At 37.3% G+C, this 15,273-nt stretch carries 13 protein-coding genes and 1 other annotated feature; of the genes, 9 read left to right on the top strand and 4 right to left on the bottom strand.

The window, feature by feature from the left end:
- The first annotated feature begins 102 nt into the window (after positions 1-102).
- The 4 genes from ACTNEP_RS19130 to yicI all read left to right on the top strand — a co-directional run bounded on the left by ACTNEP_RS19130 (position 103) and on the right by yicI (position 5,434).
- Complete coding sequence (locus ACTNEP_RS19130; protein ID WP_441163561.1) at positions 103-1,398, top strand: ABC transporter substrate-binding protein; 1,296 nt, start codon at positions 103-105, stop codon at positions 1,396-1,398.
- A gap of 123 nt (positions 1,399-1,521) precedes the next feature.
- Positions 1,522-2,325, top strand: coding sequence for a carbohydrate ABC transporter permease (locus ACTNEP_RS19135; RefSeq protein ID WP_441163598.1), 804 nt, complete (start codon positions 1,522-1,524; stop codon positions 2,323-2,325).
- Positions 2,322-3,146: a carbohydrate ABC transporter permease gene (locus ACTNEP_RS19140; RefSeq protein ID WP_441163562.1), complete on the top strand. Its 825-nt coding sequence runs from the start codon at positions 2,322-2,324 to the stop codon at positions 3,144-3,146. Before ACTNEP_RS19135 ends, ACTNEP_RS19140 begins: the two co-directional genes overlap by 4 nt.
- A gap of 26 nt (positions 3,147-3,172) precedes the next feature.
- Positions 3,173-5,434: an alpha-xylosidase gene (gene yicI, locus ACTNEP_RS19145; RefSeq protein WP_441163563.1), complete on the top strand. Its 2,262-nt coding sequence runs from the start codon at positions 3,173-3,175 to the stop codon at positions 5,432-5,434.
- Positions 5,435-5,609: 175 nt separating this feature from the next.
- Here the strand turns inward: yicI and ACTNEP_RS19150 are convergent, their stop codons facing one another.
- Positions 5,610-6,584 (bottom strand): pectate lyase family protein, encoded by a 975-nt coding sequence (locus ACTNEP_RS19150; RefSeq protein WP_441163599.1) that lies wholly within the window; start codon positions 6,582-6,584, stop codon positions 5,610-5,612.
- Between the two features lie 399 nt (positions 6,585-6,983).
- Positions 6,984-7,260: a binding site (T-box leader), on the top strand.
- A gap of 100 nt (positions 7,261-7,360) precedes the next feature.
- On the opposite strand from ACTNEP_RS19150, the gene ACTNEP_RS19155 reads away from it, so the two are divergent.
- The 5 genes from ACTNEP_RS19155 (at position 7,361) to ACTNEP_RS19175 (ending at position 12,183) form a co-directional block, all read left to right on the top strand.
- Entirely contained in the window at positions 7,361-8,218 is an 858-nt protein-coding gene (locus tag ACTNEP_RS19155; protein WP_441163564.1) for an SAM hydrolase/SAM-dependent halogenase family protein, read from the top strand.
- A 95-nt stretch (positions 8,219-8,313) separates the two neighbouring features.
- Positions 8,314-8,868 carry an ECF-type riboflavin transporter substrate-binding protein gene (locus ACTNEP_RS19160; protein ID WP_441163565.1) on the top strand — a complete coding sequence of 185 codons (555 nt, stop codon included), beginning with the start codon at positions 8,314-8,316 and terminating at the stop codon, positions 8,866-8,868.
- A gap of 26 nt (positions 8,869-8,894) precedes the next feature.
- Complete coding sequence (locus tag ACTNEP_RS19165; RefSeq protein WP_441163566.1) at positions 8,895-10,610, top strand: ABC transporter ATP-binding protein; 1,716 nt, start codon at positions 8,895-8,897, stop codon at positions 10,608-10,610.
- Positions 10,601-11,428, top strand: coding sequence for an energy-coupling factor transporter transmembrane component T family protein (locus ACTNEP_RS19170; RefSeq protein ID WP_441163567.1), 828 nt, complete (start codon positions 10,601-10,603; stop codon positions 11,426-11,428). Before ACTNEP_RS19165 ends, ACTNEP_RS19170 begins: the two co-directional genes overlap by 10 nt.
- 173 nt (positions 11,429-11,601) lie before the next feature.
- Positions 11,602-12,183, top strand: a complete 582-nt coding sequence (locus tag ACTNEP_RS19175; RefSeq protein WP_441163568.1) for a thioredoxin family protein — start codon at positions 11,602-11,604, stop codon at positions 12,181-12,183.
- A 161-nt stretch (positions 12,184-12,344) separates the two neighbouring features.
- Here the strand turns inward: ACTNEP_RS19175 and ACTNEP_RS19180 are convergent, their stop codons facing one another.
- The 3 genes from ACTNEP_RS19180 to ACTNEP_RS19190 are packed head-to-tail and all read right to left on the bottom strand — an operon-like array spanning position 12,345 to position 15,178.
- A complete protein-coding gene (locus tag ACTNEP_RS19180; RefSeq protein WP_441163569.1) occupies positions 12,345-13,649 on the bottom strand; it encodes a TRAP transporter large permease in 1,305 nt (434 codons plus the stop codon).
- A 19-nt stretch (positions 13,650-13,668) separates the two neighbouring features.
- On the bottom strand, positions 13,669-14,163 hold the full coding sequence (locus ACTNEP_RS19185) for a TRAP transporter small permease (protein WP_441163570.1): 495 nt from the start codon (positions 14,161-14,163) through the stop codon (positions 13,669-13,671).
- 4 nt (positions 14,164-14,167) lie between these two features.
- Positions 14,168-15,178, bottom strand: coding sequence for a TRAP transporter substrate-binding protein (locus ACTNEP_RS19190; protein WP_441163571.1), 1,011 nt, complete (start codon positions 15,176-15,178; stop codon positions 14,168-14,170).
- Positions 15,179-15,273 lie beyond the last annotated feature (95 nt).

The raw sequence follows: 15,273 nt of genomic DNA on the forward strand, positions 1-15,273 counted from the left end.
CGTATGGTTGGCTTTCATTGTAATGATGGAATTGTAGATGATAGTGCCGGTACAGTGTGTTGAAATGAAAGGGTTACCAAAAAAGAGTGTGGAGGAGATAAAATGCGTATAAAAAAGCTGTTAGTTGGTTTTCTGGTATTGGTGCTGTTGATGGTGCTAGCTGCTTGTGGGTCAAATGAAAATGATGATAGTGCTGATAATCAGCAAGGGAATGACGAAGTAGTAGTTGAGTTATTTAATATTAAGGTGGAAACAACGGATCAATTACATTCTCTTATAGAAGAATATGAAAGTGAAAATGAACATGTAAAAATTAATGTAACAACTGTAGGTGGGGGGCAGGATGCTTCTTCAGCATTACAGGCTAAATTTTCTTCAGGAGATGAGCCAGCTATTTTCTTGCTAGGTGGTCTATCTGATACAGAAAAATATAGCGAGTACTTATTGGATGTGTCAGATATGGAAAGTGCGAAAACAGCTATTGACGGTACATTGCAAGGTGCTACACTTGATGGAACACCATACGGAATTCCTTTAAATATTGAAGGATTTGGATGGATGATTAATAAAGAGATATTCGAAAAAGCTGGTGTTGATCCAAACACAATTGATACTTATGATAAGTTTGTTGAAGCAGTAGAGACAATTGATTCACAAAAGGAAGAATTGGGTGTGGATGCTGTATTTGCCTTTAGTGCAATGGAGGATTGGGTAGTTAGTCAATTTTCTAACCACTTTACTGCACCAGAATTCGATAATGATGTGAATGTTGCATATGAGGCTACGGAATTAAATTTTGAGTATGGCGAGAGAATGAAAGCGTATACTGATTTATTTAATCAATATAATTATCAGCCGATTCTTTCGTTAGACTATAGCACATCAGTAGAAGAATTGTTTGCAAATGACCGTGTAGCCATTATTCATCAAGGTAACTGGATTGTTCCATCATTGAACAGTATTGATGAAACATTTACACAAGAAAAGCTGGGTATTTTACCACTTTTTACTGACTCTGATAATGAAGGCTATATTAGTGCAGGTCCATCATGGTTCTGGGGAATAAATAAAGAAAAAGATGATGCTGTGGTTGAAGCGTCTAAGAACTTTATTGATTGGATGTACACTTCTGAAAAAGGTAAAGAGTTGATAGTGACTGATTTTCAATATGTTCCAGCACATGAAGGCTATGATGCGGATGCGATTACAGATCCAGTATCTAAAGAAGTATATGAAATGTTATTAGATGAAAAAGGGAGAGTATGGGCTCATAACCAATATCCTGACGGGTTCTTCTCAACAGCTTTATTCCCTGAATTCCAGAAATATTTAGGCGAACAAATCACTTGGGAGGAATTTGAAAAAGTAGCAGGAGAGAAATTCGAAGAGATGCGCTAAAAAAATGTTAAGAGTGGAGTTTAGTTCTCCACTCCTATACACTTTGCGAAGGATGTGAAACAAGTGAATTTTAACAAGCGCACGTATTGGTTATTTTTGTTTCCAACATTACTAGCTATATTGATGGTTTTAATCCTACCTTTTGTTCAAGGAATTTACTTTTCTTTTACTCAATATAATGGATTTCAGGTCACTGAATTTGTAGGATTGGATAACTATAAGAATTTATTTGTCGATGATCAATTTCTATATAGCTTATGGTTTACTGCTGGCTTCTCTGTTGCATCTATCATTGGAATTAATGTAATTGGTCTGTCATTAGCTTTGTTAGTAACACAAAAGCTTGGAAAAATAAGTACAATGTTTAGAACAGTTTACTTTATGCCGAATTTAATTGGTGGAATTATTTTAGGTTTTATTTGGCAGTTTATTTTTCTGAAAGCATTTACTGGTATAGCAGATTTGACTGGGCTTGAGGTTTTCCGTGGCTGGTTATCCAATACAGAAACGGGTTTTTGGGGTCTTGTTATTTTATTTGTATGGCAAATGAGCGGTTATATTATGGTCATTTATATATCGTTCCTCAATAATGTCCCTCAAGAGCTAATGGAAGCAGCTACAATTGACGGAGCAAATAGTTGGCAAAGTTTTTGGAAGGTGAAATTTCCGATGATAGCACCAGCCTTTACCATTAGTTTATTTTTAACTTTATCCAATGCTTTCAAAGTATATGATCAGAACATGGCCTTAACAGCTGGGGGTCCTTTCGGCTCAACAGAAATGGTTACGATGAATATCTATAATACAGCATTTAAGGTTCAAGAAATGGGATATGCTCAAGCAAAGGCGATTATATTTCTCATTATAATTACATTAATTTCTGTTTTACAGCTTTACATTACTAGAAAGAGGGAGACAGAACTATGAAGAACAAATTACGTATACACAAATATAGTATGATACTGATTGGTTTGATTGTCTCTTTAATATGGATATATCCTTTCTATTTAGTAGTGGTCAATTCTTTCAAAACAAAAGCGGATATTTTTAACAGTACATTAGGATTGCCAGAAATACCTACCTTTGAAAATTATCCGACCGCATTTGTGGAGTTGGATTTTGTTCAAAGCTTTATGAACTCCTTTCTGGTAACGGCGGGGAGTATTTTGATAATCGTTCTTTTTACTTCCTTGGCCAGTTATGCACTATCGAGGAATCCGGGTAAGACAAGTTCAGCAATTTACTTTCTATTTGCCATTTGTATGTTAATACCCTTTCAGTCTATTATGATTCCGCTAGTTTCCTTGTTTGGGGCAGTCGATATGCTAAATCGAACAGGATTAGCCATTATGTACCTTGGATTGGGATCAAGTATGGCAGTATTTCTCTATGTTGGTGCGATGAAGGGTATTCCGAGAGCGTTGGATGAAGCTGCAATTATCGATGGTTGCAATCGATTGCAGGTGTATTGGTTTATTATTCTGCCAATGTTAAAGCCAACCACCGTAACAGTAATTGTGTTAAATGCAATCTGGTTCTGGAATGATTATCTATTACCTTCGTTAGTGATCAATAAGGAAGGAATGTACACGATTCCCTTAAAGACGTTTTATTTCTTTGGAGAATATTCGACACAGTGGCATTTAGCACTAGCAGCTTTAGTATTAGCGATCATACCAATCATCATACTGTATGTGTTCCTACAGAAATATATAATTAATGGAATCTCAGATGGAGCAGTTAAATAAAAAAAGAGATTAAGGAGATGTAAAAGATGAAGTTCACAGATGGAAACTGGTTAGTACGAGAAGGATATCAGATACATTTTCCAAGGTTAGTTCATGAAATAGAGGAGAAAGATGGTACAGTCACTTTGTATGCACCATGTAAGTATCTTAATCATCGCGGTGATACACTAGATGGACCATTGCTAACCATTAACATTTCTTCACCTTTAGAAGATGTTATTCGTATTCGAACATGGCACTATAAAGGTGGCAGAAAAAAGTATCCGAATTTTCATGTGATTGAACAGCAGAAAGCGATCGAAGTAACAGATCAAGAAGATAGGCTGACCATCCACAGTGGGGCATTAAAGCTCTCGATTTCAAAGCAGGACTTTTCCATAGCATTTGATAATAAAAATAGACGTTTAACAGATGCAGATGGAAAGGGATTAGCATGGATTGAAGCTCCAGAAGATAAAACATATATGCGAGGTCAATTACGACTTGGAGTTGGTGAACACCTCTACGGCTTAGGGGAGCGATTCACACCATTTGTGAAAAATGGACAAACCATTGATATTTGGAATAGAGATGGTGGCACAAGCTCTGAACAGTCATATAAAAATATACCTTTTTATATGAGCAGTAAAGGTTATGGTATTTTCGTGAATCATCCGGAAGAAGTCAGCTTTGAATTAGGTTCAGAAACGGTGTCTCGTGCTCAATTTAGCGTAGAAGGAGAGTATTTAGATTATTACTTTATTAATGGTCCTACCCCGAAAGAAGTAATAAGCCGTTATACCGAATTAACAGGAAAACCTGCACTACCTCCAGCATGGTCATTTGGTTTATGGTTATCAACGTCATTTACAACAGATTACAATGAAGAAACAGTCAATCACTTTGTCGATGGGATGGCAGAACGTGGTATTCCACTAAGTGTTTTCCATTTTGATTGTTTTTGGATGAAGGAATTTGAATGGAGCAATTTTATTTGGGATCGTCGCAATTTCCCAGACCCAGAAGGTATGTTGAAACGTTTAAAAGAGAAGGGATTAAAGATCTGTGTTTGGATTAATCCATATATTGCCCAGAAGTCACCTCTTTTTGATGAAGGAATAGAAAAGGGTTACTTAATCAAAAAGCCGAACGGTGATGTTTGGCAGTGGGATCTATGGCAGGCTGGTATGGGAATTGTCGATTTTACCAATCCTGAGGCATGCAAATGGTACCAGGAAAAATTAAAGGCATTATTAGATATGGGGGTAGATTCCTTCAAAACTGACTTCGGTGAGCGTATCCCGACAGATGTTGTCTATTATGATGGGTCAGATCCACAGAAAATGCACAATTATTACTCCTATAAATACAATGAAGTAGTATTCGATCTATTAAAGAAAACAAAAGGTGAAGAAGCAGTAGTCTTTGCACGATCAGCGACTACTGGTGGACAGAAGTTCCCTGTACATTGGGGCGGTGACTGTGATTCAACCTATGACGCGATGGCAGAAAGTCTTCGTGGTGGCCTTTCTTTGACAACATGTGGATTTGGTTACTGGAGTCATGATATTGGCGGGTTTGAAAATACTGCAACCCCAGATGTGTTCAAACGATGGACGGCGTTTGGATTACTTTCAAGCCATAGTCGATTCCACGGAAGTTCTTCCTATCGTGTGCCATGGCATTTTGATGAGGAAGCTGTCGATGTAGCACGACATTTTACCCAGTTAAAGAACAGCTTAATGCCATATCTGTATGGCCAAGCTGTCGAAAACAGTAAGTCGGGGATTCCGATAATGCGTTCGATGGTATTGGAATTCCCGGAAGATCCATTGTGTGAGACATTAGACAGACAATATATGTTGGGCGATACGATTCTTGTTGCACCGATTTTTAATGACGAAGGTATAGGCTCTTTCTACCTACCACAAGGAAAATGGACACACCTTTTAACAGGAGAAGTTACCAAAGGAGGTAGATGGATTAAGGAACAGTATGATTACTTCAGCCTTCCACTGTTTGTAAGAGAAAGTACGATTTTACCAATAGGCTATAATGAAGAGAACCCTGTATATAACTACAACCAGGATGTTAGATTCAAAGTTTATGAGATGGCAGATGGAGCTAGCGCGACTCGAATTCTATATAATCAACATGGTGAAGAAGCTGGTGATATATATGTAAAGCGTCATGGTAATCAGTTTCAAGTCAAGGTTTCAGGGATAGAGGGAGATTGTACGCTGGAGATCGTAGGTTATAAGACAATAAGTTTAGCGCAGGGGATAAATGTATATAATATTGAGATTTAAGTAATAGAAAGAGATATCTTAGCTTTTTCTCTAAAGCGACTGAGAAGAGTGTACATCTTCCTTTTTATTAGCTTATGTACTCATAGGTACACACTAACTTTTTTAAGAGTGAAACAAGGGATCGATTCGAGCATATTATTAGAACAGAACCGGGCGAGATGCCCGGTTTTTTACATTACGGCTGCACAACCCCAACTCCTGCATATTGTGTTACTACTGATTTTACATCCTCAACAGGTGTTAGCGTGTAGCTATATGGCACTGTATAATTGGTTGTAGAAGTTGTCGGTTGACTACCAGTACTGTTTATAAATAGGTTGTTAGATACATTCCAATATCCTGGTGAGCTGCTGTACCAAGCGCCAAGTGGGTCTTTGGAGTTCTCAAAGACATTATTTTCTATCAGTAGTTCAGCACCCATTCTAGCATTGATCCCTGTATCAATAATTCCTTCAAAGTAATTGTTGTACAAGTGACCTTCACCGTATCGGAAGCTTGGAACACGTGAGTTTAAATTTTGGAAATAGTTATGGTGGAATGTGATGTTTCGGTGATCGCTATCACTGTCTGATGATCCCATTAGCATCGCTTTCCACCCATCATGGACATAGTTCCAGGAGAAGGTGATATTGTATGCATCACGTTTTACATCAAATAAGCCATCATAATAATCTTTGTCTACGTTCAGACTTGCATAAAGTTCATTATGGTCAACCCAAATGTTACTTGATGGCCCTTCGATGCTAATGGCATCTTTGTCTCCAATATTCACTTCATGTATCGTGAGATTACGGATGATTACATTATCTGCTCGCCATACTTTAATGCCTATTCCGTCAAGCTCACCGTTTGTACCCACACCTAATAAAGAAACATCTGAGACATCCTTAATATTAATTTTATTGTCAGAAGTATTATCAGGCGTTATGGTGCCATCCACATAAATAGTTAAAGGCGTGTTATCATCTTTGTCCCTTAATGCTTGGATAAGCTCGTCCCCCGTTTGAACAGTTACGGTATCACCACCAGCTCCTCCAGTTGTACCGCCATTTAAAGTGGCAAAACCTGTCATACTGAAATCAGGAGTACTTGCAGATACAGATTGGAACGATAAACATAAAAGAAAAGCAATGAAAAGACTAACAGACATCCATCTAAGCAAATTATTTTTCACCTTTTTCTCACATCCTTTTTTAAAATAATAGGAAGCTTGGGACTGACCTCGAAGCGATAAACATCAACCCTCCCTTCGTAGTGACTACTTAAATCATAACAAGAAAACGCTTTCTTTTAATAATCATTTTTCCATATTTTTTCCTTTTGATTGAATTATTTACTATGTAATAAGGGTTGTACGTAAGAATATGTAACAAAAAAGATTATAAAAGGTAATTTTTTTAAGGTAAAAATGTGAGATAATGATTATTTCTAGGAAGGAAAGAGGAAATAGTGGTTAAATTATAAATTATTGAAAAATTGAAAAAATACTTGCATTTAGAAGGAGTATTACGGTATAATCCAATTTAAATATTGACAGAATCATATAGTGAAAAAAGCAATGAAAAGGGAAAGTAAGTTTCGCGCATTTTTCTACAGAGAGCTTCGGTAGCTGAAAAGAAGCAAAAATGCAGATGCTGAAAATGGCCTTGGAGCTTCGTGCTGAACGCGTCATAATACAGATGCAAGTAAGTGGCGACGAGATTTGGTACTCGTTATCTATACCAAAGTATGAAAGCCTAATTGGTGGAGTACTTATAGAGGCTGTATATGTGAGTATGCAGTAAACAAAGGTGGTACCGTGTTGAATTGCTATCAACGCCCTTATTGTTCATTCGAGCAATAGGGGCGTTTTTTAATGGGCAAAATCTTGCCAATCGGCATCATGAAGGCTTTCACTTAATAATAATATTTCAAGGAGGAAATAAGATGACAAAGCATTTAGTTTTTCAGTCGGATTTTGGTACTAGTGACGGCGCGGTAAGTGCAATGTATGGAGTAGCAAAAACAGTGGATCAAGATTTAGATTTATATGATATTACACATGATATCCCCCAATACAATATCTGGGAGGCTTCTTATCGGTTGTATCAGACAGTTTGTTATTGGCCGGAGGGAACTGTTTTTGTATCTGTTGTAGACCCTGGAGTTGGTACAGATAGGTTAAGCATTGTAGTGAGAACCAAAGATAACCGGTTTATTGTCACACCGGATAATGGAACGATTACGCATATGGAGAATTCCATTGGAATTGAGGAGGCAAGAGTGATAGATGAAAAGGTAAACAGGCTTGAAAAGTCATATGAATCTTATACGTTCCATGGACGAGATGTTTATGCCTATACTGGCGCTAGACTTGCTTCCAATGTGATTGCGTTTGAAGAAGTAGGAGAGAAGATCGATGTTGATCAGTTAGTGAAGTTGTCAACCTCAGAAGTAACGGTAGATGGTGGCATTATTCAAGGAACGATCGATATTTTGGATGTCAGATTTGGTAATTTATGGACCAATATTCATAAGAAATATTTTCAGGAAGCATCTATTCATTATGGCGACACTTTGGAAGTAACCATATTAGATGATACAAGACAAGTGTACAAAAATGTAATGTCATATGGTAAATCATTTGCCGATACGCAGGTTGGTGAACCACTTCTTTATATTAATTCCTTGGAAAATATAGGAGTAGCTTTAAATCAGGGCTCCTTTGCGCAAGCGTATCATATTAAAACAGGTGAAAAGTGGAAAATATTTGTACGCAAAGCACCAAAAATTGTGTATAGTTAAAAGTAAGAATATTTTACTATAATTGTCGATCGAAGGCCATACAGCAATAGAAATCAGCTTGTTAGCAATAAATATAAAAAGAGGAGAGGGTAATCATGAAAGGGAATTTATCGATTAGAACAATTGTAGCTATTGGTATAGGAGCTGCGGTATATGTTATTTTGGGGCGGTTCCTAACGATTCCGACTGGCATTCCCAATACAAACATTGAGACAGCAGTTGCATTTTTAGCATTTATGGCTGTATTATTTGGACCTGTTGCTGGCGGACTTATCGGTTTGATCGGTCATGCACTAAAGGACGTTTTGCTTTGGGGATCGATATGGTGGAGTTGGGTTTTTGTCTCCCTTTTTATTGGTTTATTTATTGGATTATTCGCACGTCGAATTGCTTTAGAGGATGGAGAATTTGGTACGAAAAAAATTATTTCGTTTAATGTAATACAAGTGATTGTACAGGCTGTAGGCTGGTTCCTTTTAGCGCCATTATTAGATATTATTATTTATGCAGAGCCGGCAAATAAAGTATTTACACAAGGTGCAGTAGCAGGTATATCGAATATTATCTCAGTTGGTGTAATTGGTACGATCTTACTTGCTGCCTACGCTAAGACACGGACTAAAGGAAATAGTTTATCGAAGGAAGCATAGTAGATAGTCAAATAAAGGAGTATGGCATGAGACAGCCGATAATAGAATTTAATCATTTCACATTTAAATATTACAGCCAGACAGATCCAACGTTAACGAATCTTCATGTAACCATTTATAAAGGTGAGAAAGTATTAATTCTCGGCCCATCCGGTTCAGGGAAAAGCACACTAGTCCATTGTTTAAATGGACTAGTGCCATTCTCTTATAAAGGGGAGATCAAAGGTGAGCTTCTGATTAATGGAAGCAGCACAAAGGATTTAGATATCTTTACTATTTCTAAAATGGTAGGTACCGTTTTGCAGGATACGGACGGTCAATTCATTGGACTTAATGTTGGAGAGGACATTGCCTTTTCCTTGGAAAATGAAAGAGTTCCTCAGCATGTGATGAAAGAAACTGTTCAACAGATAGCTGAATTAGTGGAGATAGATGATCATATTGACCATTCTATCCATGAGCTATCTGGTGGACAAAAACAGCGGGTATCACTTGGTGGTGTAATGGTGAATGAGGATGTAGAAATATTACTCTTTGACGAACCGCTTGCCAATTTGGATCCTGCAACAGGTCGATATGCCATGGAGCTAATAGACCGTATTCATCAAGAGGCAGATAAAACGATGATCATGATTGAGCATCGTCTAGAAGACGCGCTTCATATCAATTTTGACAGAGTCATTGTACTAAATGAGGGAGAAGTAGTTTTTAATGGAGCACCAAAGGAATTATTAGTATCTGATAAGTTGGACCAAGTACATATTCGAGAACCACTTTATTTAAAGGCATTGAAGTATACAGGTTGCGAAGTTAATCTTGATATGGGACTCGAGCATATTCATCGATTAAACTTATCAGAGGATTGTAAAAGGAAATTACGAGAATGGTCTGTGAGGCCTAAAGATAAGTATACGGAAAAAACAACGAATGCTGTATTGGAAGTTCGTAACCTTCATTTTCAATATGAAGATGATCCTGTTTTGGAAGATATCTCCTTTTCAGTTCGACAGGGAGAGATGATAAGTGTCGTTGGGAAGAATGGTGCGGGAAAATCAACATTGTCCAAGCTTATTTGTGGTTTTGAAAAAGTTAATTGTGGACAAATATTGTTGAATGGTTTAGATATCACCAATCAAACGATTTTTGATCGGGCAAGTAAGATCGGTTTTGTGCTACAAAATCCAAATCATATGATTTCTAAGCATATGATATATGAGGAACTTGCATTGGGACTAGTTAATCGAGGATATTCTAAGGATGAGATTGAAGAAAGAGTGGCAAAAACGTTGAAGGTTTGTGGTTTGTATCCATTTCGTAATTGGCCAATATCTGCCTTGAGCTATGGCCAGAAGAAAAGGGTGACAATTGCTTCTATTTTAGTATTGGAGCCAAGCGTGATTATTTTAGATGAGCCAACTGCTGGTCAGGATTTGCGTCATTATACGGAAATGATGGAATTTTTGCGAGAGCTAAATGCCAATGGAACAACGATATTATTCATTACCCATGATATGCACTTAATGTTAGAGTATACCTCAAGAGCAATTGTACTGGCAGATGGGCGGTTAATTGCTGATAAATCGGCAGTCGAGCTTCTAACAAATAATGAGATAGTTGCCAGAGCTAATTTAAAGCGTACCACATTATTTGATCTTGCGGTAAAAGCGGATATTGCAGATCCTAAGCAATTTGTTCATCAATTTATAGCTTATGATAGAAAGGTTCGAGAAAGATGGCTGTAAATATACTAGGGTATATGGAACGAACTTCCCCGATACATCAATTATCAGGGATTACAAAGCTGATTGTATTTTTAATTTGGTCTTCCATTGCTATGCTTACCTATGATACAAGAGTGTTGCTAGTATTATTACTTGCAAGTCTAGTTATCTTTCATTTGTCCACAATTCAAGTTAAGGATATTTCCTTTGTACTGATAATTATTTTCGCTTTTCTCGCTCTAAATAATGTAGCCATTTATGTATTTTCGCCTCAGGAAGGTGTCTCGATATATGGCAGTAGTCATGTGATTTGGGAAGGAGTAGGCAGGTACAATTTAACATGGGAGCAGTTATTTTACCAACTCAATATTACATTAAAGTATTTTGTAGTGATTCCGGCTGCATTATTGTTTATTCTGACCACACACCCAAGTGAATTTGCGGCATCCCTTAATAAAGTTGGTATTAGTTATAAAATTGGAATTGCGGTATCGTTGGCGTTACGTTATATACCAGATATTCAGCGTGATTTTCGTATCATTGCCCAGGTTCAGCAAACGAGAGGGATTGATTTATCAAAAAATGAAAAATTAACTAAACGTCTAAAAAATGTCGTTTCGATTATGTTGCCATTAATCTTTTCCAGTCTTGACCGGATTGAAGTTATCAGTAATGCTATGGAGTTACGCAGCTTCGGCAAACATAAAAAGCGGACCTGGTATAGTGCCCGACCTTTGTTAAAAGCTGACGTGTTAACGTTGGCCATTAGTGTTTTGCTTTTTCTCGTAGCTATGGTGATTACTTTTCATGATGGGAATCGGTTTTATAATCCTTTTTAGTTATAAGCTTACTAAATAGTTAGATTGACGGATGAGACAAGACATAGGACTGTGTACATGTCTACTGAGGGGCAGAATACTTCTAGCTAAGCACGATTATTGAATAATTAGCTCATTTTTGATATCGTTTTCATTAATATTAACGAATATAGTAATAAAAGGAGGAATTTTTTATGGCTTTTACATTGGAGTTGGGTCAGAAGGCGCCGGATTTTAAGCTTCCTGCAACAGATGGTAAGAGATACAGCTTAGCCGATTTTGATAATGCAAATGTTTTGGTTGTTTTCTTCACATGCAATCATTGCCCATTTGTTGTTGGATCGAATGAAGTGACAAGAGCAACTGCCGAAAAATTTGCAGATCAAGGTGTTAAGTTTGTTGGGATCAATTCTAATAGTGTTACTACAAAACCGGATGATTCATTTGAAGTAATGGTGGAACAGATGGAAGAGAAGAAATTCCCGTGGGTTTATTTACATGATGAGTCACAAGAAGTGGCCAAAACTTATGGAGCTCTCCGCACACCACATTTTTACGTATTCGATCAAAATCGTGAGTTGGTTTATACTGGTCGTGGCCTTGACAATCCACGTGAGTCTGATAAAGCAACCGTAAATGATTTAGAAAATGCGCTTGCTGAACATTTAGCAGGCAAGCAAATTACGACACCCTTAACTAATCCAATCGGATGTAACGTCAAATGGCACGGTAAAGATGAACATTGGATGCCAGCAGAAGCGTGTGATTTGGTTTAGGATACTCGTGATTTGGTAGTTTGATAGATAGGTACTTTTATCTTAAAGCGATAAAAATAAGCGAAGACTGCTAACAACGCTTTCTATAGATAAAGTGTTGTTAGCAGCCTTTATTGGCATTATGAAAGAAATTACAATAAACTCACCAACAGTCCCCTGCTCTACAACCCTAACAGATTAGGAAGAAACAAACTAATTTCCGGAACATAGGTGACAACCATCAATAGCACAAACATTGCAACATAGAAAGGCATTAATGGTTTGATTAAGTTTTCTACTTTTTCTTTTCCGACCATGGATCCGACGAATAGTCCGGTTCCTACGGGTGGGGTAATCGTACCCACACACAAGTTTAATATAAAGAAAATACCAAAGTGCACCGGATCTATGCCAATACCTTCTGCGATTGGCAGGAAAATAGGTGTGAATATTAGAATCGCTGGGGCAATGTCCATGAACATTCCTATAATTAATAAAATGATATTAATCAATAATAAAATAACCAAAGGGTTCGTTGATAAACTAAGAATAAATTGACTCAAAGCATCCGGGATCCCGGTAAATGCCATAGCAAATGACATCAATGAAGATGCGGCAATAAGTAGCATGACGATACCAGACATTTCAACAGCTTTAATGAGAACTTCCGGTAATTGCTTGATCGATAGCGTTCGGTAATATACAAGTGCGAGAAATAGAGCATAGACTACACAGACAGCAGATGCTTCAATCGCTGTAAAAATACCAGTTAAAATACCACCGATAATAATAAAGATTAATAGAATACTTGGCATAGCGTCTAAGATAATCTTCTTTTTATTAATGTTTGCGATTTCATCCTTATGTACAATGGGGTAATTTCGTTTTTTAGCTATAACAAATGCCACTGCTATAATTGTTACTGTCCATAATATACCAATTAAGTATCCACCCAAAAACAATGCAGCAATGGATGTTCCACCACTAATTAACGAGAAGATAATAAACGCGGTACTAGGTGGTATTACCATTCCTGATGGAGCAGAAGCAATATTGACAGCTGCAGCGAATGTTCGATCATAGCCTTCTTTTTTCTGTAATGGAACCATTACCCCACCAATCGCAGTAGATGCAGCTATCGCAGAACTGGAAATGGAGCCAAATAGGGCGTTTCCTACCACGTTTGTATGAGCTAATGATCCTGGGACCCTTCCTACTATTAGCTTCGCAAATTCTACCAATTTATGTGCAATCCCACCATTATTCATAATAACTCCTGATAGAATAAAAAAAGGTACTGCTATTAGTGAAAAACTATTTAGGCTTGCTACCATTTTTTGCCCTGCAGTAAAAACGGCAATATCAAGTGGTAACATTAAGAGAATAGTAGCCAATGAGGCTACAGCAATACATATGACAATCGGTATACCAACTGCAAGTAATATTGCGAAAACAAGAACTAACAGAATACTAGCTTCTGCAACCATATTTATGTCACCTTCTTTTTTAAGAGTTTTCTTGTGTATGGAATGGTTTAGAAACTGCTAACTCCATTAGGTTAATGAAGCAGTACAACAAGATAATAAAACCAGAAACCGGTAGAGACAGATAGACATACCCCATGGGTAAACCTAGTGATGGAGATATTTGAGTCATTGTAAGTGATACTGCTTTGAAGCCACCCGTAACCATGATGACGGCAAAGAGTACGAAATTGATTTGGACAACGATATCCAACATTCGTTTCTTTTGCTCACTCTTTATACGATTACTTAGAAAAGTTATTGCGATATGACTTTTTTTGCCAACTACATAGGCACCTGCTAATAATGAGAACCAGATTAAACCAAAACGAAGAAATTCACCTGTTAATGAGCTGGGATTATTAAAGATATATCGACTGATCACTTGCCAACTTGTAACTACAACCATGACTATTAACAAAGTACATGTAATAATTTCAATCGTACGGTCAAGATATTTACGCATAGTTTTGTTCATCTCATTATTCCTCCACATTGCTACGTGCATCTAGGATCATGTAATATAGTTCACTTAATTCATTGTTCTGTTTAAACTTTTCATGGATAGGCTGTACTTTTTCTAAGAAAGGAGCCTTTTCTACTTCATTAAATTTCACGCTGTGTTTTTCAATAGCCTCCTGTTTTTCAGCTTCTACAGCTTCTTCCCATACTTCTTTTTCGTATTCAGTGGATTCTTTAGCAGCTTCTACTACAGCTTGTCGTTGTTCTTCATTCAATTGATTGAGTGTATTATCATTTATAATCACAATGTCTGGTACTCTCGTATGTTCATCATAGGAGTAATAACGAGCTACATCCCCATGTCCAGCCGTAACAAGGGCAAATTCATTGTTCTCTGAACCATCAATGATACCTTGTTGTAAGGAGGTGTATACTTCATCACTTCCAAGTGGTACCGCTGTTCCTCCCAATAATTCGATCATTTCGATAGCGGTTTCACTTTCCATTACACGAATTTTCTTCCCTTCAATATCCTCTGGGGTTTCAACAGGACCGTCTGTTAAATAGAAACTTCGTTGCCCTGAGTTGTAATAGGTTAACCCGACAAAACCTAAATCCTTAGTAGATTGATAGATTGGTTGCATGATGGCTTCGCTTTCCATGACACGAGTGAAATGATCAATATCATCAAAAAGATAGGGGATACCAAAGATAGAATATTTATTGGAAAAACTTTCAAGTGCAGAACCACCAACCTTTGTAATATCAATTGCCCCTGTTTGTGTTAATTCAATTAGCTCCCGCTCCCCGCCAAGCTGACCATCAGGGAAATAGGTAACACTTACTTGTCCGTTTGTCTTTTTTTCTACTAATTCACCAAACTTTGCCATAGCATCTTTTACAGGCTCTGGATTACTAGCATAAGCAAAATGCAATTCGATATGTTCGTCAGCGTGTGTATGGTGATTGCATCCGGTTACAAATAGAATAACGCTGACACTCAACAAGTAACAATAAATTATTCGCTTCATCTTGTTGCCTCCCTATTACTATTCTGTGATTTAAGCGAGAAATCCCTTACATTTTGAGTACGATTATACTAGTGAGCCAGAGTAAAGTCAAAAAA

Origin of the sequence: Gracilibacillus sp. HCP3S3_G5_2 (assembly GCF_052063305.1) — a bacterium.
Classification (GTDB): domain Bacteria; phylum Bacillota; class Bacilli; order Bacillales; family Amphibacillaceae; genus Gracilibacillus.